Raw genomic sequence first — 18,240 nt, forward strand, 5'->3', positions numbered from 1 at the left:
CCCAAGCGGCAGCCAGCGCCGTGCTGCTGATCGTCCCCGGGCTAGGCAGAATAAGCCGTGATGACAATAAACGCGAGACGTCGCCGGGTGCAGCAGAAGCTCGCCGAAATGCCTGGTGTCCGGCCGGTCCGCCGGCCGATATCCCCGGGCAACTCCGAGGAGTTCGATCTTTACTACGTGCGCGCCGGCCGCAAGTCCGCGCATCCGCTGGTTATCATCCCCGGCGGTCCCGGCGTGGCGTCGCTGCAGGTCTACAAGGGGTTGCGACGCCGAGCGGCGAACGCCGGGCTCGACGTCATCATGATCGAACACCGCGGCATCGGAATGTCGCGGCACGACGACTCGGGCGCCGACCTGCCGCCCGAAGCGATCACCGTAGACCAGGTGGTGGACGACGTCGCCGCCGTGCTCGACGACGCCCGGGTGCGCTCCGCCGTCATCTACGGCACGTCGTACGGCAGCTATATCGCGGCCGGCGTGGGCGTGCGTCATCCCGGTCGAGTGCACGCGATGATTCTCGACTCGCCGCTGCTGTCGCGCCACGACATCGTGATCGTGCGCGACGCTGTTCGGGGCCTATTTTTCGACGGTGACACACCCGAAACCGCCGCGCTGGCAACAAAAGCCCGCAAGCTCTTCGACTCCGGATTGCTGTCCGGGTCGGCGGGGGAGATCGCCACTACCATCTACGCCTACGGTGGGGCGTCGCTGCTGGATCGCGAACTGGACTTGTTGCTGAGCGGTCGAAAAGCGTTGTGGTGGGCCCTGTCGCGCATGTCTGCGGTCGTCAGCCTCAACGTGGCCTACCGCCACGAGGTCGACCTGGTCAGCCGCATCGCGTTCCGTGAACTGGACTATGCGGCCGAACCTGATGGCCTGCCATTCGACCCCGCCGCCGCGATGCGCGAAATCATGGATGTGACACACGTATTCGAGTGCGAGCCGTATGACCTGGTGAGCGAGATGCCGAAATTCGGCTGGCCCACGGTCGTGATCTCCGGCGGCCGCGATCTGGTGACGCCCCGCGCCGTGGCCGAGCGGGTGGCGTCGTTGGTGCCCGGTGCGGTGCTGCTGGCGCTGCCGACCACGGCGCACAGCGCGCTGGACTTTCGCGAGCCGGCCGCGCTGGCCGTCGCTGCGGCGGTGTGCCGCGGCGAGGTCGACAGGCTCGCCGGTCAAGAACCTGCGCTAGATGCACTGCCGGCGCGGCCAGCCCTGCGCGTGCTGTGGAAGGCGGTGCTGGTGGCGGCCATCGTCGAGGGCGCGTTACCAGCCCTACCGCTGCCGTCGCGGATCAAGTCCGCATGAACCCGATTGCCGTGTAATCGATGTCGGCCAGACCCGGCGCGCCGAAGTTAGCCAAGTCGCTGCGCACCGCGTGGTTGCCTGGCGACTGGAACAGCGGCAGGTTGAAGCCTTCCTGCCAGATCATCGAGTCCACCTGATTGGCGAGCGCTCGCGCCTTATCCTGGTCCAGTTCCGACAGCGTCTCGGAGATCTTCGCATCGATCGCGGCGTTGCCGATCCTGCCGAAGTTGCTGTCACCGTCCGAGGTGTAGATTTGGGGGAGCGCCGACAACGGGAACGCGTTGCCCTCCCAACCGAACTGAGCGATATCGAAGTCGCCGACGCCGATGTACTGGCTGAAGAAACCGTTGCCGGCTTTGACGTCGAGGACCAGCTTCACACCGATTTGCGCCAGGCTGTTCTGTGCCACCATCGCGATCTGCCGGTTTGACGGGGCGTCGAACAGCACGTCGCGGACGATCAGCTGCTTGCCGTCCTTCTCGCGTACCCCGTCGCGGAGCTTCCAGCCCATGGCATCCAAGTCGTGCCGAGCCTTGTCCGGGTTGTAATCAGCTGGTGCACTGTTGTTTTGGTATCCGACCTGGCCCGCCACGTAGATGTGGTTGTTCAGCGGCGTGGGGTGTGTGGCCAGGCCGTGCTGGACGACATCGACGATGGCCTGGCGGTTGATGCCCTGACAAACCGCCAGCCGCAGCCGCTCGTCGGCCATGATCGACCCGTCGGCACCGTTGAAGGTCAAGTGGAACCAGGTGGGGGCAGGTGCACGACGGATCACGATGCCCGGTGTCCGTTGGGCGGTCACCATATCGTCGAGCGTGGTGATGCCCGCGGTATCGATCGCCTTGTTCTGTAGCGCGGGGATGATGGCCGAAACGTCGAGCACCAGATAGGTGATCGAATCCAGGCGCGGCTTGCGGCCCCACCAGCGGGGGTTTCGGGTCAGCACGATGCGTTCGGCGGTCCGGTCAATGGTGGAGACGAGGAACGGGCCGGCCGACGGGCCGGGCCGCTCGAGCTGGCCCTTATTGAAGACCTCCGGATTGGCCGTCATGCTGCGGGGCTGTATCCCGCCCGCGAACATCCCCCGCCATTCGGAGTACGGAACAGAGAAGGTGACCACCGCCTGCCGGTCGTCTACGCCGCGGGTCACCGATTTCACACGTTCGAACCCGGCCCGGCTGGCAATCAGGTACCTCTTGTCGTGGCCGTTGCACGCCTCGACCTCGGACTTGAGGTCCTCCCAGGTAATCGGCGTGCCGTCGCTCCAGGTTGCATTGGGATTGATTGTGTACGTGACGGTTTGGGGGTTGGTGCCGGTCAGCTCGGCCCCGGTGAAGTAGTCCGTGTTGAGCTTCAGCGTCCCGTCGGGCTGGGTCACGAATGCTCCCGGCAGGGTGGCACCGAGCACCGCGGCGGTGTCGGAGGTGTTGCCGTCGATGTTCAGCTCGTTGAAGTTGTCCGGGAACGCCGTCAACGGCAGTCGCAGGTCGCCGCCATCCCGCAGCGTGGTGGGGTCCTGCGGGTTCATGTCGCTGCGCGCGCCGAGCTGCGCGGCCCGCGTCTCGGGCAGCGCCTGGTAACCGGTGGAACATCCGGCGACCAGCAACACCGACGCGACGGCCAGCACTGCGATTTTGCGGGCCCTGGGCATCATTTTCACCCCGCCGATGCTAACCGGCCGTGACATCGGGATGTGCTCGCGGAACGGCGGCCAACAGCCGCTGGGTGTACTCGTGCTGTGGATCGGTAAAAACCTCGTCACTGTCGCCCTGCTCGACAATGGCGCCGCGGTAGAGCACCACCACCCGATGCGCCAGATGCCTTACTACCGAAAGATCATGTGAGACAAACAGATACGACAAGTCAAAGCGATCCTGCAGGTCAAGCAGCAGGTTGATGATGCCCGCTTGGATCGACACGTCCAGCGCCGACACCGGCTCGTCGAGGGCCAGTATTTTGGGCTGCAACGCCAGCGCCCGCGCGATCCCGATGCGCTGCTTCTGTCCGCCGGAAAACTCGGCCGGATAGCGAGCTGCGTCCGCGCGGCGCAGGCCGACGATGTCCAACAGCTCCGCGACTCGCGCATCGGCGTCACTCTTGCGAAACCCGTTCGCCTGCAAGGGCTCGGCGATGACCTCGGAAACGGGGAGCCGGGGATCCAGCGACGCTACCGGATCCTGGAACACCACCTGAACGTCGCGCCGCAGCGCACGACGATGCTGGGCGCTCAGCCGCGCCACGTCGGCGCCGAGCACCTCGATAGTGCCCGACTGCGGGGGTGCCAGTTCGAGTATCTGTTGCAGCGTGGTCGATTTGCCCGACCCGGACTCCCCGACGATCGCCAGCGTGCGGCCCCGCTGCAAAGTGAAGCTGATGCCGTCGACAGCCCGCACTTCACCCACCCTCCGGCGAAAGACGACCCCCTTGGTTAAAGGGTAGGTTTTGGCGAGGTCGGTGACCCGCAGCACCGCATCGCGTTCCCCGGACGCGCCGTCAATGCGATCCGGATGCGTTGACACGTCGAAGATTTCGGCTGCGGTGCGGCCCGCGACCTCGTCGGTGCGAATGCAGGCCGCCCGGTGCCCGTCCGCGACGGAGATCAAAGGTGGTTCGGCCGAACGGCACTCGTCGATCACCAGCGGACAGCGCGGCGCGAACGGACAAGCGTCGGGCACCGGCTCGGATACCGTGGGCGGTGCGCCGGGAATGGGGATCAACCGGGTGCCCTGCGCGGCGTCCAACCGCGGCACCGAACCGAGCAGCCCGACCGTGTAGGGCATGCGGCGGTCCTGGTACAGATCGTCGACAGTGGCGATCTCGACCGCACGGCCGGCGTACATGACCATCGCCCGGTCGGCGAACTCCGAGACCACCCCCAGATCGTGGGTGATGATCAGCACGCCCGCACCGGTGACGTCGCGCGCTGTGCGCAGCACGTCGAGAATCTGCGCCTGCACGGTGACGTCCAGCGCGGTGGTCGGCTCGTCACAGATCAGCAGATCCGGATCGTTGGCGATCGCAATCGCGATGACCACCCGCTGCCGCTCGCCGCCGGACAACTCGTGCGGAAACGCTTTCGCCCGGCGGTCCGGCTGTGCGATGCCGACGAGCTCGAGCAGCTCCACGGCGCGCGTGCGGGCGGCTGCCCGGCCGACGTCGCGGTGGTGGACCGTGATGGCTTCCGCGATTTGGTCCCCGACCGTGTAGACGGGGGTCAGCGCGGACATCGGGTCCTGGAACACGGTGCCGATCGTCTTGCCGCGGACCTGAGACATCGCCTGGTCGGGCAGCTCGAGCAACTCTCGGCCTTGCAACCGCACTGAACCCGAGACCTGACCGTACTCCGGCAGCAGCCCGACCACGGCCATCGCCGCGGTGCTTTTACCCGAGCCGGATTCGCCCACGATGGCCAGGACTTCGCCCGGATCGATGTGGTACGTCGCGCCGCGCACGGCGGGCACCCGCACGTCCCCGGTGTCGAAGGTGACGCTGAGGTCGGTCACCTCCAGCAGTGCCGTCACCGCGGCCGTCCCGCCATCTTGGGTTTCTTTCGACGTGTGGGCCGCGCGGACGGATCGACGGCGTCGCGCAGTCCGTCACCGGCGAGGTTCGCGCACAACACAATCGCGACCAGCGCAGCGCCCGGGAACAGGAAGACCCATGGGAACGTAGTCACCGACGGCGTGCCTTCGGCGATCAGGGTGCCCAGCGAGACGTCCGGCGGCTGAACGCCGAATCCCAAGAAGCTGAGCCCGGTTTCGGCCAGAATTGCGAATCCGACGTTCAGTGTGGCGTCGATGATCAGGATCGACGCCACGTTCGGCACGATGTGATGAACGATCACCCGCCGACTCGAAACGCCCATATACCGTGCGGCGCGGACGAATTCACGCTCACGCAGGCTCATTGTCAGTCCGCGCACCATCCGCGAGCTGACCATCCAGCCGAATGCGGCGAGCAACACGATAAGCCACAGAATGCTGTTCGAATGCTTGGTCCGCGGCGTGACGATCGCGATCAGCAGGAAACTGGGCACCACCAGGAGCAGGTCCACCAGCCACATCAGGGTGCGATCCCGCCACCCCCCGAAATAGCCGGCCACCGATCCGACGGTGGCGGCGATCGTGGTCGAGATTACCGCGACGCATACGCCGATCAGTAGCGACTTTTGCATGCCGGTCAGGGTGCGGGCCAGCAGGTCCTGGCCCAGCGCATTGGTACCGAACCAGTGTCGCGTCGACGGCGGCTGCAGCAGCGCGTGCAGGTCCAGATCGAGGTAGCTGTAGGGCAACAGCGGCGGCAACGCATAGCATCCGATGAATGCCAGCGCCAGCAGGATCAACGCGGCCGCGGCGGGCCGATTACGGAGAAAACGGCGCACCAACAGGTTTCGACGCGAGGTGAACGTCGCGACGGGGTCGACGCCGGTGCGCGTGGTCATGACACCCGCACTCTCGGATCCAGTGCCGCGTAGATGACGTCGGACAGTAAGCCCGCCAAAAGCACTGCCGCGCCGGAGAACAGTGTGATGGCCGCGACAACGTTCGCGTCCTGGGTCGCGATTCCCGATACCACCCATTCGCCCATGCCGTGCCAGCCGAAGATTTTCTCGACGAACACCGCCCCGACGACCAGCCCGCTCACGCCATAGGCGAACAACGTGGCCATCGGGATGAGCGCGGTGCGCAGCCCGTGCTTGAACAACGCGCGCCGACGGGTCAATCCCTTTGCGCGCGCGGTCCGGATGAAGTCCTCGCCGAGCACGTCGAGCATCGCATTGCGTTGATAGCGGCTAAAACTCGCGATCGCGCCCAGAGCCAGCGTCAGGGTCGGCAGCACGATGTGCTGCAGCCGCCCGATCAGCGCGTCGACGGTTCCGGTGGGCGGCAGCGGCGAGGTCTCGCCCGTGTATTGGAAGATCCCCACGCCGGTGAGCATGTTGACCCGCAGTGCGCCGAGAATGAGCAGGCTCGCCAGCACGAACGACGGGATGCTCAAGACGAGCAGCGACAACACCGTGATCACTCGGTCGCTGAGCCGGTACTGCCGCACCGCACCCCAGGCGCCCACGACAACGCCGATCAGGGTGCCCAGCACCGAGCCCGTCACCACCAACCGCAGGCTCACCCCGACCCGGCGCCACAGCTCCTGGGAGACCGGATGGCCGCTGACCGTCATCCCGAAGTCACCGCGAACCACACCCGAGACCCAGTTGGCATAGCGGAGGACCACCGGTTTATCCAAGCCCAGCGCAACGGCCTTGGCGTGAATGGCCTCCGGTGGTGGCGTCGGGTGACGTTGCACGAAGCTGTCCAGCGGGTGAAATGTCTGGGAGGTCAACAGAAAAGTCAGGAAAGACGCCAGCACCAGCAGGACGGCGTAGTTGAGGAACCGTCGGGCGAGGTACCGGATCATGCCCGGGCGGCCTGCCTGCATCGCATTGGGACAGGTTAGCGAGATAAGCGCGAGGCTGGCTCGGAACCCGGCGACCTAACTCGGCGCCGCCGGCAGCCAGGACGTATGATGAATTCTTCAACTGATCAACTTTACGTGTAGTGAATTCTTCAGGAGCAAAGGTGGAATCGAAGCCCCTGTACAAGCTCAAAGCCGATTTCTTCAAGACGCTCGGCCATCCGGCACGCATCAGAATTCTCGAGCTGCTGGTGGAGCGGGATCGCTCGGTCGGGGAGTTGTTGGTGTCCGATGTGGGACTCGAAGCGTCGAACCTATCCCAGCAACTGGCGGTGTTGCGTCGGGCGGGCGTCGTCGTCGCGGACCGCGACGGCAACGTCGTGACGTATTCGATCGCCTCGCCCGATATCGCCGAGTTGCTGGCGGTGGCGCGCCAGGTGTTGGCCAGGGTGCTTGCCGATCGGGTCGCGGTGCTGGACGACCTGCGCGCCGGCTTCACGGCCAATTAGCGCCATGGGTTGGCTGGCCAAGATCATTCGCGTTGGCCGGATCGTCGAGCCCGCTGTGGCGGCGCCGTCGGCGACGGAATCGGCGCTGGGCGTGAAGGGTTCGCTACAGATCCGGCATGTTGATGCGGGTTCGTGCAACGGATGTGAGGTGGAGATTTCAGGCGTGTTCGGTCCGGTGTACGACGCGGAGCGGTTCGGGGCACGGCTGGTAGCCTCGCCCCGGCACGCCGATGCGCTGCTGGTGACCGGGGTGGTGACGCGCAACATGGCCGGCCCGCTGCGCAACACCGTTGAGGCGACGCCACGCCCACGGGTGGTGATCGCGTGCGGCGATTGCGCCTTGAACGCAGGGGTGTTCAAAGGTTCCTATGCCGTCGCGGGTTCGGTGGGCGAGGTGGTGCCCGTCGATGTCGAAGTTGCGGGATGTCCGCCCACACCCGCCCAGATCGTTGCGGCCCTGCGAGCGGTGACCGGGAAGTGACGATTACCATTACGGCGCCGGCCGATAGCGCGACGCCGAGGCCAAACATGCTGTCACTGCGGGCTTTTGGTGCGGTTCTCGGTGGCATGGTGACATCCGGTGTCGGCGTCATTGGGGTGTGGCTGGGCCTGCACGCGATGTTCGGTTCGGTACACCCGGTGGCAGTCGACTGGCTTCTTCCGTTGTCCGGCGTCCGGCTGGAACTCGACCCACTGGGCGGATTCTTCGTCGCGCTCACGGGCGTGGTAGCGGTCCCGGTGGGCTGCTATGCGATCGGGTACGCGCGGCGTGCGCGGCTGAGCCGGGTCACGCTGGCCCTGCTGCCGGTGTTTGTCGCGGCGATGGAGCTGGTGCCGGCCGCGGGCTCGGTGACAACCTTCCTGCTGGCGTGGGAGTTGATGGCGATCGCATCGCTGATATTGGTGCTGTCCGAACACACCCGCTCGCAGGTCCGCGCGGCTGGTCTGTCGTATGCGGTGATGACCCAGCTCGGCTTCGTCGCGATCCTGGTCGGGCTAATGGTGTTGTCGGCGGCCGGCGGATCGATTCGGCTCGCGGACCTCACCGGGGTATCCGGCGGTGCTCGCACGGCGGTGTTCGTGCTGACGTTTGTCGGCTTCGGGTCGAAAGCGGGATTGGTGCCGCTGCACGCCTGGCTACCGCGCGCCCATCCCGAGGCGCCCAGCCCCGTGTCGGCGTTGATGAGTGCGGCGATGGTCAACCTGGGGATCTACGGCATCGTCCGCTTCGACCTGCGGCTGCTTGGGCCGGGCCCGCGCTGGTGGGGGCTTGTGCTGATGGCGGTCGGCGCCATCTCCGCGCTCTACGGTGTGCTGCAGGCGTCGGTGGCCACCGACATCAAACGGCTGCTGGCGTATTCGACGACTGAGAATATGGGCTTGGTCGTGTTGGCACTCGGTGCGGCAACGCTTTTCGCGGACACCGGCGACTACGGTCCGGCGACGATCGCCGCGGCCGCGGCGGTGGTGCATCTGATGGCGCACGCGGCGTTCAAGAGCCTGGGATTCCTTGCGGCCGGATCGGTGCTTGCGGCGACACACCTGCGAGACCTCGACCGGCTCGGCGGACTGGCCCGCCGGATGCCCTACACGACCGTGTTCTTCGGGGTGGCCGCGCTGGGTGCGTGCGGGCTGCCGCTTGGTGCCGGTTTCGTCGGTGAGTGGCTGCTGGTCCAGTCCCTGGTCCACGCGCCGCCCGCACACGATCGCCTGGTGGCGCTGACGACGCCATCGGCCGTCGGCGTGGTCGCTCTCGCGACCGGTTTGAGTGTGGCCGCCATGGTGAAAGCGTTCGGGATCGGGTTCTTGGCGCGTCCGCGCTCCAGTCAGGCCGCCGACGCGAGTGAGGCGCCGAACAGCATGCGTGCGGCCATGATGGCCGCGGCGAGCGCCTGCCTGGTCCTGGCGGTCGCCCCGGGGCTGGTCGCCCCGATCGTGCGGCAGACCGTCGCGGCCTTGCCCTTCGCTCCCGCCGGGTTCACCGGCTTGGGCACCGTGGTTCGACTGCCGGGGTTACCCGGTTCGATTGCACCGGGCGTGATCGCCGCCGGAGCGGTCAGCGCGGCGCTGGTGGCGGCCGGGCTGGCCGGGCTGCGTTCACGGCGGCGCCCCCCGCCGGTCGAACTACCGCTGTGGGCCTGCGGCGCAGACGATCTCACCGAGCGCATGCAATACACGGCCACGTCCTTCGCCGAGCCGCTGCAGCGAGTCTTCGGTGACGTGCTGCGCCCCGATACCGATATCGAGGTCACCCAGACGGCCGAGTCGCGTTTCATTGCCGACAGAATCGCCTACCGGACCGCGATCGCCGACGCGATCGAACAGCGGTTGTATACCCCGGTGGTCGCCGCGGTCGCCGCCGCGGCGGGGCTGATGCGGCGCGCCCACACCGGCAGCGTGCACCTGTACTTGGCCTACGGTGCGCTGGGTGTGCTGATCGTGCTGGTGGCGGCCAAGTGAACGCGATGTCCTACGTCGCGGGGGCGGCTCAGCTTGGCGTGGTCGCGGTGGGCGCGCCGCTGGTTGTCGGTGTGTCGCGCCAGGTGCGGGCTCGCTGGGAGGGACGAGCGGGCGGTGGCGTGCTGCAGCCTTGGCGCGATCTGGTCAAACAGCTTGGTAAGCAACCCATCAGGCCAACGGGAACGACGATCGTATTCGTCGCCGCGCCCGCGATCGTGGCCGGCACCGCGCTGCTGATCGCGGCGATCGCGCCGATCGTCGCCACCGGGTCACCCCTGGACGCCAGCGCGGATTTGTTCGCCGTGGTCGGCCTACTCTTTCTGGGCACCGTCGCGCTCACCCTCGCCGGCATCGACACCGGCACCTCGTTTGGCGGTATGGGTGCCAGCCGCGAGATCACCATTGCCGCCTTGGTCGAGCCGACAATCCTGCTGGCGGTGTTCGCGCTGTCCATCCCGGCCGGATCCTCCAATCTCGGTGCGCTGGTGACAGATACGGTCGCGCACCCCGATCACGTGATGTCCTTGACCGCGGTGCTCGCCTTTGTCGCGCTGGTGATCGTCATCGTCGCAGAGGCCGGGCGGCTGCCGGTCGACAACCCGGCGACCCACCTGGAACTGACGATGGTGCACGAAGCGATGATCCTCGAATACGCCGGTCCTCGGTTGGCGCTGGTCGAATGGGCGTCGGGGATGCGGCTGACGGTTCTGCTGGCGATGCTGGCAAACCTGTTCCTGCCGTGGGGGATTGCCGCCGCTGCGCCCACCGCACTTCAGGTGTTGGTGGCGGTGGCGGCGATCGTGGCCAAGGTAGCGGTGCTGGCCGCATTGCTCGCGACATTTGAGGTGTTCGTCGCCAAACTGCGGTTGTTCCGGGTGCCCGAGCTGTTGGCGGGTTCGTTCCTGCTGGCCCTGCTCGCGGTCACCGCCGCCAACTTCTTCACGCTACGGACATGAGAGCCCAACGATGACCGACGCCAACTTCTCGACCCTCGTTGACTTCGCCGCCGGCGGCCTGGTGCTGGCGGCCGTCTTCATCGTCTGGCGCCGCGAGCTGCCGGCCATTGTGCATCTGCTGGCCTGGCAGGGCCTGGCGCTGACCGCGATCCCGGCGTTGCGCGGCATCCATGACCACGATGTCGCGTTGATCGGGGTGGCCGTCGCGGTCCTGGTGCTGCGCGTGGTGGTGTTGCCGTGGTTGCTCGCCCGCGTGGTAGGCGCCGAACTGGCCTCGCGACGCGAGGCCACCCCGCTGATCAACACCACCAGTTCACTGCTGATCACCGGCGGATTGATCGTCGCCGCGTTTGCGATCACCCAACCGGTGGTCGACCTGGAACCGGACGCCAGCACCAACGCCGTGCCCGCCGCGTTCGCGGTCGTGCTGATCGCGCTGTTCGTGTTGACCACCCGGTTGCACGCGGTCTCGCAAGCGGTCGGATTCTTGATGCTGGACAACGGGATTGCCGCGACCGCCTTCCTACTCACCGCGGGAGTGCCGTTGATAGTCGAACTTGGAGCCTCCCTGGACGTGCTCTTCGCCGTCATCGTGATCGGCGTGCTGACCGGCCGGCTGCGGCGCACGTTCGGCGACGCCGACCTCGACAAGCTGCAGGAACTACACGACTGATGACCGCATTGCTGCTCACCGCGATCCTCGCACCCCTGGCCGCGGCCGTCGCCGCCCTGGCCGGAGGTTGGCGGCGCCTGAGCGCCGCCGCGACCGTCCTGTCCGCGGTCACCATCCTGGGGTGTGGCGCGGCGTTGGGTTTTCGGGTCGGGCCCGGTCCTCAGTTCGCGTGCGGCGGGCTGCTGCGCGCCGACGCGCTCACGGTCACCATGCTCCTGGTCATCGGAATCGTCGGCACGCTGGCCACCTGGGCGAGCATCGGTTACATCGGCACTGAACTCGCGCACGACCACATCGACGAGCGCGGTGCCCACCTGTACGGAGTACTGACACCGGCGTTCTTGGCGGTGATGGTGCTCGCGGTGTGCGCCAACAACATCGGGGTGATATGGGTGGCCATCGAGGCCACCACGGTGATCACCGCGTTCCTGGTGGGACATCGCCGCACCCGCACCGCGCTGGAAGCGACCTGGAAGTACGTCGTGATCTGCTCGGTCGGTATCGCCATTGCCTTCCTGGGCACCGTGCTGCTGTACTTCGCCGCACGCTATACCGCGGCAGCGCCCGCCGACCACGCGTTGAACCTTGACGTCCTTGCCACACACGCCCGCAGCCTGGATCCCGCGGTCACCCGGCTGGCCGGCGGACTCTTGCTCATCGGCTACGGCGCCAAGGCCGGGCTCTTCCCGTTCCACACCTGGCTGGCCGACGCCCACAGCCAGGCCCCCGCGCCGGTCTCCGCGTTGATGAGCGGCGTGCTGCTCTCGGTGGCATTCTCGGTGATCATTCGACTGCGGCCGATCATCGACGCCGCTGCCGGGCCTGCCTTCCTGCGCAGCGGGTTGCTGGTGGTCGGGTTGGTCACGCTGCTGGTCGCGGCGTTGATGCTGACCGTCACCGGCGATATCAAACGCATGCTGGCGTACTCGTCGATGGAGAACATGGGCCTGATCGCGATCGCCGCCGCCGCCGGTACCACTTTGGCGATCTCCGCGCTCCTGCTGCATGTGCTTGCGCACGGGGTCGGCAAGACGGTGTTGTTCCTCGCGGGCGGCCAGTTGCAGGCCGCGCACGACTCCACCGCGATCGCCGATATCACCGGCGTCCTGCGCCGGTCGCGCCTGATCGGCCTGTCCTTCGCCACCGGCCTGATCGTCCTGCTGGGCCTGCCACCTTTTGCAATGTTCGCCAGCGAGCTGGCGATTGCCCGGTCGCTGGCCAGTGCGCGGCTGGCCTGGGTGCTAGGCGTGGCGATGCTGCTGATCGCGATCGCCTTCGCCGCGCTGGCTCGCAACTCGGGGCGGGTACTGCTCGGGTCGCCCGCGGCAGGGGCGCCGACGATTAGGGTGCCGGCCACCGCCGCGGCCGCCCTGATCGTCGGCATCGTTGTTTCGGCGGCCCTCGGCATCACGGCGGGTCCGCTCACGGGACTGTTCACCGTCGCCGCCAGCAGCAACGTCGGAGCCTCGCGGTGACCCGAAACTGCTTGCGGCACAGAGTTTCCCCGCATGACCTCACCGCAGCGGCCGAGCAACTCCTGGACGATTCGTACCGGTTGGCGTTGATCGCGACTCACGACGATGCAGACCAGCTGCGCGTGGTCTACCTCTTTCTGGCCGGCGGTCCGGACCGTCGTGTAGAGATCGAATGCGTTGTCCCGATAGATAATCCAAGCATTCCATCCTTGGCCTACTTGTCGTTTCCGGCAAGCCGATTCGAGCGTGAGATGGCCGACCTGTACGGAATCCGCCCGGTCGGCCACCCCAAGCCGCGCCGCCTGGTCCGCCACGCGCACTGGCCCGACTGGCATCCGATGCGTAACGACGCGGGGCCCGCACCCGAATTCGCCGAAACCGGTGCATTCCCTTTCCTGAACGTCGAAGGACCCGGGGTGTACGAGATACCGGTCGGCCCGGTCCACGCCGGACTCATCGAGCCCGGCCACTTTCGCTTCTCCGTTGCCGGCGAGACCGTTGTGCGGCTGAAAGCCAGGCTGTGGTTCGTGCACCGCGGCATCGAGAAACTGTTCCACGGCCGCGCCGCCACGGGGGCGGTCGATCTGGCCGAACGCGTCAGCGGCGACACGTCGGCCGCGCATGCGCTGGCCCACAGCCTTGCCGTCGAAGACGCTTTGGGCATGGAGCTGCCCGACGAGGTGCACCGGCTACGAGCGCTGATCGTTGAACTCGAGCGGCTTTATAACCACACCGCCGATCTCGGCGCGTTGGCCAACGACATCGGCTACAGCATCGCCAACGCGCACGCCCTGCGTATCCGTGAAAGGCTGCTCCGGCTCAACGCCACGGTCACCGGACATCGACTGCTGCGCGGCGCCATCCGGCCGGGCGGATGTGCGCTGCAAGGTCTTCCGGACACCGAGGAAATTCGACAGCTCGGTGCCGACCTGGCCGAGGTCGCGTCGCTGACGCTGGCCAACGGGGTCGCCTACGACCGATTCGCCGGCACCGCCATCCTGCGCACCGAAGACGCCTCGGCTCTCGGGTGTCTGGGGTACGTCGCCCGGGCCAGTGGTCTGCGCCGCACCGACGCGCGGGTCGAGCATCCCACCGTCGAACTGCCCATCACCGAAATCGGTGCGACCGACGGGGATGTCCTCGCCCGCTACACCGTGCGGCGCGACGAGTTCGCGGCTTCGGCCGCCCTCGTCCGACATCTCGTCGAGTCACACAGCGGCGCAATCGAATACACCGCTCAGGCCGACCGGTCGGATGCTACGTGCAGCGGTATCGGCATCGTCGAAGGCTGGCGTGGCACCATCGTGCACCGCATCGAAATCGACGCGAACCAGCGCATCACCCGCGCCAAAATCGTCGACCCCTCCTGGTTCAACTGGCCGGCGCTGCCGGTGGCGATGGCCGACACGATTGTGCCCGACTTCCCATTGGCCAACAAGAGCTTCAATCAGTCCTACGCGGGTAACGATCTGTAGCTTCACGCAGTCCGGAAATCTTGCTGGTGGCGTCCCGGCGATGCAGAATGCCCAGAAACCGGACTCAAGGAGGCGTGCCGTGACGGTGACCGACGACTACCTCGCCCGCAACGCGGAATACGCGAGCTCGTTCACAGGGCCCCTGCCGATGCCGCCCAGCAAACATCTCGCCGTCGTCGCGTGTATGGATGCCCGGCTCGACGTGTATCGCCTCCTCGGTCTCAACGAGGGCGAGGCGCACGTCATCCGCAACGCCGGGGGCGTCGTCACCGACGATGTCATTCGATCGTTGGCTATCAGCCAGCGGCTGCTGGGCACCCGGGAAATCATCCTGATCCACCACACCGACTGCGGCATGTTGACCTTCAACGACGACGACTTCAAGCGCAGCATCCAGGACGAAACCGGCGTCAAGCCGCCGTGGGCGACCGAGGCCTTCCCGGACCTGGCCGAGGACGTTCGGCAGTCCTTGCGCCGCATTGAGAACAGCCCGTTTGTCACCAAGCACGAATCGGTGCGCGGCTTCGTCTTCGACGTCGCCAGCGGCAAGCTTGAGGAGATAACCCTCTAACCGACCTTGTAGGTAGCGAGGGCCTTGGCGATCAGCCTGCCCTGCGGGTCGACGATCTCGGCTTCACAGTTGGTCAGTGAACGGCCCCGCCGCAGCGCTCGGCCTACCCCGATCACATCGGTGGCCCGGGCCGGCGCCATGAAGTCCAGCGCCATCGATACCGTGACGCCGCGCAGATCGGGGGGTGCTTCGGCGCCGCACCACGCCGCGGCCATGACGGTGAGATCGGCGAGGGTGGCGATGGCACCACCGTGCACCATGTCGCCGACGGTGACGTTGGACGGATCCCACGGCAGCCGTAGCCGGACTTCGTCGTCGCCGAGCTGATCGGCGACGATGCCTAACTTGGCGACGAACGGTGATTGCGGAAGGAACTGCGCGATGACGTCGCGCCCGCTGGCGGGCGACGAGGAGGTGGTCATCCGCCCATGCTTTCGCAATGGCCGGCCGCAGGGGAAGAGCGGGCGCCGCGACTGGCGCGATCTGTCGGGTGCGCGGCTCCGGCTGTTTGCCCATTGACACCGCCGCGGCGGGCTGGTTCTATAAACGCCAATGACCGTTAACATGGTCAGTTCGACCAAGTTTATCCGGATACGCGGGTTGCGACGAAGGAAGCCATGACTAGTGGGGTAGCGGCAGGTCCCTCGGCCGGCCAATACGAATTGAGCCATCTGCGCTCGCTGGAGGCCGAGGCCATCCACATCATCCGGGAGGTCGCCGCGGAGTTCGAGCGGCCCGTGCTGCTGTTTTCCGGCGGCAAGGACTCCATCGTGATGCTCTACCTGGCTCTCAAGGCGTTCCGTCCCGGGCGGCTGCCGTTCCCGGTCATGCACGTCGACACCGGTCACAACTTCGACGAGGTGATCGCGACCCGAGACGAACTCGTCGAAGAGTTCGGGGTGCGCCTGGTGGTGGCATCGGTGCAGGAGGACATCGATGCCGGCCGGGTCGTCGAGACCATCCCGTCTCGCAACCCGATCCAGACGGTGACGTTGCTGCGCGCCATTCGGGAGAACAAATTCGACGCCGCGTTCGGCGGGGCGCGCCGCGACGAGGAGAAGGCGCGCGCCAAGGAACGAGTGTTCAGTTTCCGCGACGAGTTCGGGCAGTGGGACCCCAAGGCGCAACGGCCCGAGTTATGGAACCTCTACAACGGCCGGCACCACAAGGGTGAGCACATCCGTGTCTTCCCGCTGTCGAACTGGACCGAATTCGACATCTGGTCTTACATCGGCGCCGAGAAGATCAAGTTGCCGCCGATCTATTACGCCCACCGGCGCAAGGTCTTCGAGCGTGACGGCATGCTGCTGGCCGTGCATCGGCACATGCAGCCGCGGGCGGACGAGCGGGTGATGGAAAAGACGGTGCGGTTCCGCACGGTCGGTGATGTCACCTGCACCGGCTGTGTCGAATCCGAGGCCGCCACGGTGTCGGAGGTGATCGCCGAAACCGCGGTGTCCCGGCTGACCGAACGCGGCGCCACCCGGGCCGACGACCGCATCTCCGAAGCCGGCATGGAAGACCGGAAACGACAGGGTTACTTCTGATGGCTGCACCGACGACACTGCTTCGCATCGCAACCGCCGGCTCGGTCGACGACGGCAAGTCCACGCTGATCGGTCGGCTGCTTTACGACTCCAAGGCCGTGATGGAAGACCAATGGGCTGCGGTCGAGAAGACGTCCAAAGAGCGGGGCCACGACTACACCGACCTTGCGCTGGTCACCGATGGTCTGCGCGCCGAGCGCGAACAAGGCATCACCATCGACGTCGCCTACCGCTACTTCGCTACGCCCAGGCGAAAATTCATCATCGCCGACACCCCGGGACACATCCAGTACACCCGCAACATGGTGACGGGGGCATCGACCGCGCAACTGGTGATCGTGCTTGTCGACGCCCGGCAGGGTCTGCTCGAGCAGTCCCGCCGGCACGCGTTCCTGGCCTCATTGCTGGGCATCCAGCACATCGTGCTGGCTGTCAACAAGATGGATCTGATCGACTGGGATCGGTCGAAGTTCGAGGCGATCAAGGACGAGTTCCACTCCTTCGCGGCACGTTTGGACGTGCAGGACGTGGCGACCATCCCGCTTTCGGCGCTGCACGGCGACAACGTGGTGACCAAATCGGATCGGGCGCCCTGGTACGAAGGTCCGGCGCTGCTCTCGCACCTGGAAGAGGTGTACATCGCCGGTGACCGCAACCTCGTCGACGTGCGCTTCCCGGTGCAGTACGTCATCCGCCCGCAGACCCACGAACATCACGACCACCGCAGCTACGCCGGAACGGTGGCCAGCGGAGTGATGCGTCCGGGCGACGAGGTGGTGGTGCTGCCGGTCGGCAAGACCAGCAAGATCACCGCGATCGAAGGCCCGAATGGCGTGATAGACGAGGCGTTTCCACCGATGGCCGTCTCCATCAGCCTTGCCGACGACATCGACATATCGCGAGGTGACATGATCGCCCGCACCAACAACCAGCCCAGGGTCACTCAAGAATTCGACGCCACCGTCTGTTGGATGGCCGACGCCGCATCGTTGGAGCCAGGCCGCGACTACGTCATCAAACACACCACCCGAACCACCCGTGCGCGGGTCACCGCACTGGACTACCGGCTCGACGTCAACACCCTGCACCGCGACAAGACCGCTACGGCGTTGAAGCTCAACGAACTTGGCCGTATCTCGCTGCGTACTCAGGTGCCCTTGCTGCTCGACGAGTACACCCGTAATGCCAGCACCGGTTCGTTCATCCTGATCGATCCGAACACCAACGGCACCGTCGCGGCGGGCATGGTGTTGCGTGATGTCAAGGCACAGAAGGCGAGCCCGAACACCGTTCGGCACCAGTCGCTGGTGACCGCGGCGGACCGGGCGTCGCGGGGACGGACGGTCTGGCTGACCGGTCTGTCGGGTGCGGGTAAGTCGTCGGTGGCCATGCTGGTCGAACAAAAATTGCTCGAAAAAGGTGTTCCCGCTTACGTTCTCGACGGCGATAACCTCCGGCACGGCTTGAATGCGGACCTGGGCTTTTCCATGGCCGACCGGGCGGAGAATCTGCGTCGGCTGGCCCACGTCGCGATGCTGCTGGCGGATTCCGGCCAGACCGTGTTGGTGCCCGCCATCAGCCCGCTGGCCGAACACCGCGAGATGGCTCGTAAGGTGCACGCCGACGCCGGGTTTGAGTTCTTCGAAGTCTTCTGCGATACCCCGCTCGCCGAGTGCGAGGCGCGTGATCCGAAGGGCTTGTATGCCAAAGCTCGCGCCGGTGAACTCACACATTTCACCGGTGTCGACAGCCCCTACCAGCGACCCAAGAATCCCGATTTGCGGCTCGTCCCGGACCGCCCGCTCGAGGAACTGGCGCAAAGTGTGATCGATTTGTTGGAGTCACGGGGCTAGC

15 protein-coding genes and 1 pseudogene are annotated in these 18,240 nt (G+C 66.3%); 11 read left to right on the forward strand and 5 right to left on the reverse strand.

The features are described 5' to 3' along the window. Positions 1-60: 60 nt before the first annotated feature. A complete protein-coding gene (locus tag G6N33_RS19485) occupies positions 61-1,308 on the forward strand; it encodes an alpha/beta hydrolase (RefSeq protein ID WP_044507418.1) in 1,248 nt (415 codons plus the stop codon). Here G6N33_RS19485 and G6N33_RS19490 read toward each other — a convergent pair. Genes G6N33_RS19490 through G6N33_RS19505 form a run of 4 tightly spaced genes read right to left on the reverse strand, consistent with a single transcriptional unit; the run spans position 1,295 to position 6,723 of the window. Continuing rightward, the gene (locus G6N33_RS19490) at positions 1,295-2,962 is read right to left on the reverse strand and encodes an ABC transporter family substrate-binding protein (RefSeq protein WP_044512173.1); all 1,668 of its coding nucleotides are present in this window, start codon (positions 2,960-2,962) and stop codon (positions 1,295-1,297) included. The genes G6N33_RS19485 and G6N33_RS19490 overlap by 14 nt on opposite strands. Positions 2,963-2,978: 16 nt before the next feature. Then, positions 2,979-4,829 carry a dipeptide ABC transporter ATP-binding protein gene (locus G6N33_RS19495; protein ID WP_044507416.1) on the reverse strand — a complete coding sequence of 617 codons (1,851 nt, stop codon included), beginning with the start codon at positions 4,827-4,829 and terminating at the stop codon, positions 2,979-2,981. Further along, positions 4,826-5,749 carry an ABC transporter permease gene (locus tag G6N33_RS19500; RefSeq protein WP_044507415.1) on the reverse strand — a complete coding sequence of 308 codons (924 nt, stop codon included), beginning with the start codon at positions 5,747-5,749 and terminating at the stop codon, positions 4,826-4,828. The genes G6N33_RS19495 and G6N33_RS19500 overlap by 4 nt, the downstream gene beginning before the upstream one ends. Continuing rightward, positions 5,746-6,723, reverse strand: a complete 978-nt coding sequence (locus G6N33_RS19505; RefSeq protein ID WP_044507413.1) for an ABC transporter permease — start codon at positions 6,721-6,723, stop codon at positions 5,746-5,748. The genes G6N33_RS19500 and G6N33_RS19505 overlap by 4 nt, the downstream gene beginning before the upstream one ends. 161 nt (positions 6,724-6,884) lie before the next feature. On the opposite strand from G6N33_RS19505, the gene G6N33_RS19510 reads away from it, so the two are divergent. The 8 genes from G6N33_RS19510 (at position 6,885) to G6N33_RS19545 (ending at position 14,839) form a co-directional block, all read left to right on the forward strand. Continuing rightward, complete coding sequence (locus tag G6N33_RS19510) at positions 6,885-7,229, forward strand: lsr2/espR transcriptional regulator (RefSeq protein ID WP_044507412.1); 345 nt, start codon at positions 6,885-6,887, stop codon at positions 7,227-7,229. A 4-nt stretch (positions 7,230-7,233) separates the two neighbouring features. After that, positions 7,234-7,710, forward strand: a complete 477-nt coding sequence (locus tag G6N33_RS19515) for an NADH-quinone oxidoreductase subunit B family protein (protein ID WP_044507410.1) — start codon at positions 7,234-7,236, stop codon at positions 7,708-7,710. Positions 7,711-7,757: 47 nt separating this feature from the next. After that, entirely contained in the window at positions 7,758-9,689 is a 1,932-nt protein-coding gene (locus G6N33_RS19520; RefSeq protein ID WP_044507409.1) for a proton-conducting transporter transmembrane domain-containing protein, read from the forward strand. Positions 9,690-9,694: 5 nt separating this feature from the next. Beyond that, positions 9,695-10,645, forward strand: a complete 951-nt coding sequence (locus G6N33_RS19525) for a respiratory chain complex I subunit 1 family protein (protein ID WP_044512171.1) — start codon at positions 9,695-9,697, stop codon at positions 10,643-10,645. A gap of 10 nt (positions 10,646-10,655) precedes the next feature. Beyond that, positions 10,656-11,318 (forward strand): hypothetical protein, encoded by a 663-nt coding sequence (locus tag G6N33_RS19530; RefSeq protein WP_044507407.1) that lies wholly within the window; start codon positions 10,656-10,658, stop codon positions 11,316-11,318. Continuing rightward, the gene (locus G6N33_RS19535) at positions 11,318-12,793 is read left to right on the forward strand and encodes a proton-conducting transporter transmembrane domain-containing protein (protein ID WP_044507406.1); all 1,476 of its coding nucleotides are present in this window, start codon (positions 11,318-11,320) and stop codon (positions 12,791-12,793) included. The genes G6N33_RS19530 and G6N33_RS19535 overlap by 1 nt, the downstream gene beginning before the upstream one ends. Then, positions 12,790-14,268, forward strand: coding sequence for a hydrogenase large subunit (locus G6N33_RS19540; protein WP_044507405.1), 1,479 nt, complete (start codon positions 12,790-12,792; stop codon positions 14,266-14,268). The genes G6N33_RS19535 and G6N33_RS19540 overlap by 4 nt, the downstream gene beginning before the upstream one ends. A 79-nt stretch (positions 14,269-14,347) precedes the next feature. After that, positions 14,348-14,839: a beta-class carbonic anhydrase gene (locus tag G6N33_RS19545; RefSeq protein WP_044507401.1), complete on the forward strand. Its 492-nt coding sequence runs from the start codon at positions 14,348-14,350 to the stop codon at positions 14,837-14,839. Here G6N33_RS19545 and G6N33_RS19550 read toward each other — a convergent pair. Next, on the reverse strand, positions 14,836-15,261 hold the full coding sequence (locus tag G6N33_RS19550; RefSeq protein ID WP_044507400.1) for a PaaI family thioesterase: 426 nt from the start codon (positions 15,259-15,261) through the stop codon (positions 14,836-14,838). The two genes, G6N33_RS19545 and G6N33_RS19550, sit on opposite strands and share 4 nt — an antisense overlap. Positions 15,262-15,391: 130 nt before the next feature. Here G6N33_RS19550 and cysD point away from each other — a divergent pair. Then, a pseudogene (gene cysD, locus G6N33_RS19555) lies at positions 15,392-16,386 on the forward strand (sulfate adenylyltransferase subunit CysD). Continuing rightward, positions 16,386-18,239, forward strand: coding sequence for an adenylyl-sulfate kinase (cysC, locus tag G6N33_RS19560; RefSeq protein ID WP_044507398.1), 1,854 nt, complete (start codon positions 16,386-16,388; stop codon positions 18,237-18,239). The pseudogene cysD and the gene cysC overlap by 1 nt, the downstream one beginning before the upstream one ends. Position 18,240 lies beyond the last annotated feature (1 nt).

This window comes from Mycobacterium simiae, assembly GCF_010727605.1.
In the GTDB taxonomy this organism is placed as follows: Bacteria; Actinomycetota; Actinomycetes; order Mycobacteriales; family Mycobacteriaceae; genus Mycobacterium; species Mycobacterium simiae.

Bases quoted from the DNA above. Each gene is read 5' to 3' on its own strand.
- G6N33_RS19485 (WP_044507418.1), top strand. From the start codon at position 61: ATGACAATAAACGCGAGACGTCGCCGGGTGCAGCAGAAGCTCGCCGAA.
- G6N33_RS19490 (WP_044512173.1), bottom strand. From the start codon at position 2,962: ATGATGCCCAGGGCCCGCAAAATCGCAGTGCTGGCCGTCGCGTCGGTG.
- G6N33_RS19500 (WP_044507415.1), bottom strand. From the start codon at position 5,749: ATGACCACGCGCACCGGCGTCGACCCCGTCGCGACGTTCACCTCGCGT.
- G6N33_RS19505 (WP_044507413.1), bottom strand. From the start codon at position 6,723: ATGATCCGGTACCTCGCCCGACGGTTCCTCAACTACGCCGTCCTGCTG.
- G6N33_RS19515 (WP_044507410.1), top strand. From the start codon at position 7,234: ATGGGTTGGCTGGCCAAGATCATTCGCGTTGGCCGGATCGTCGAGCCC.
- G6N33_RS19520 (WP_044507409.1), top strand. From the start codon at position 7,758: ATGCTGTCACTGCGGGCTTTTGGTGCGGTTCTCGGTGGCATGGTGACA.
- G6N33_RS19525 (WP_044512171.1), top strand. From the start codon at position 9,695: ATGTCCTACGTCGCGGGGGCGGCTCAGCTTGGCGTGGTCGCGGTGGGC.
- G6N33_RS19530 (WP_044507407.1), top strand. From the start codon at position 10,656: ATGACCGACGCCAACTTCTCGACCCTCGTTGACTTCGCCGCCGGCGGC.
- G6N33_RS19535 (WP_044507406.1), top strand. From the start codon at position 11,318: ATGACCGCATTGCTGCTCACCGCGATCCTCGCACCCCTGGCCGCGGCC.
- G6N33_RS19550 (WP_044507400.1), bottom strand. From the start codon at position 15,261: ATGACCACCTCCTCGTCGCCCGCCAGCGGGCGCGACGTCATCGCGCAG.
- cysC (WP_044507398.1), top strand. From the start codon at position 16,386: ATGGCTGCACCGACGACACTGCTTCGCATCGCAACCGCCGGCTCGGTC.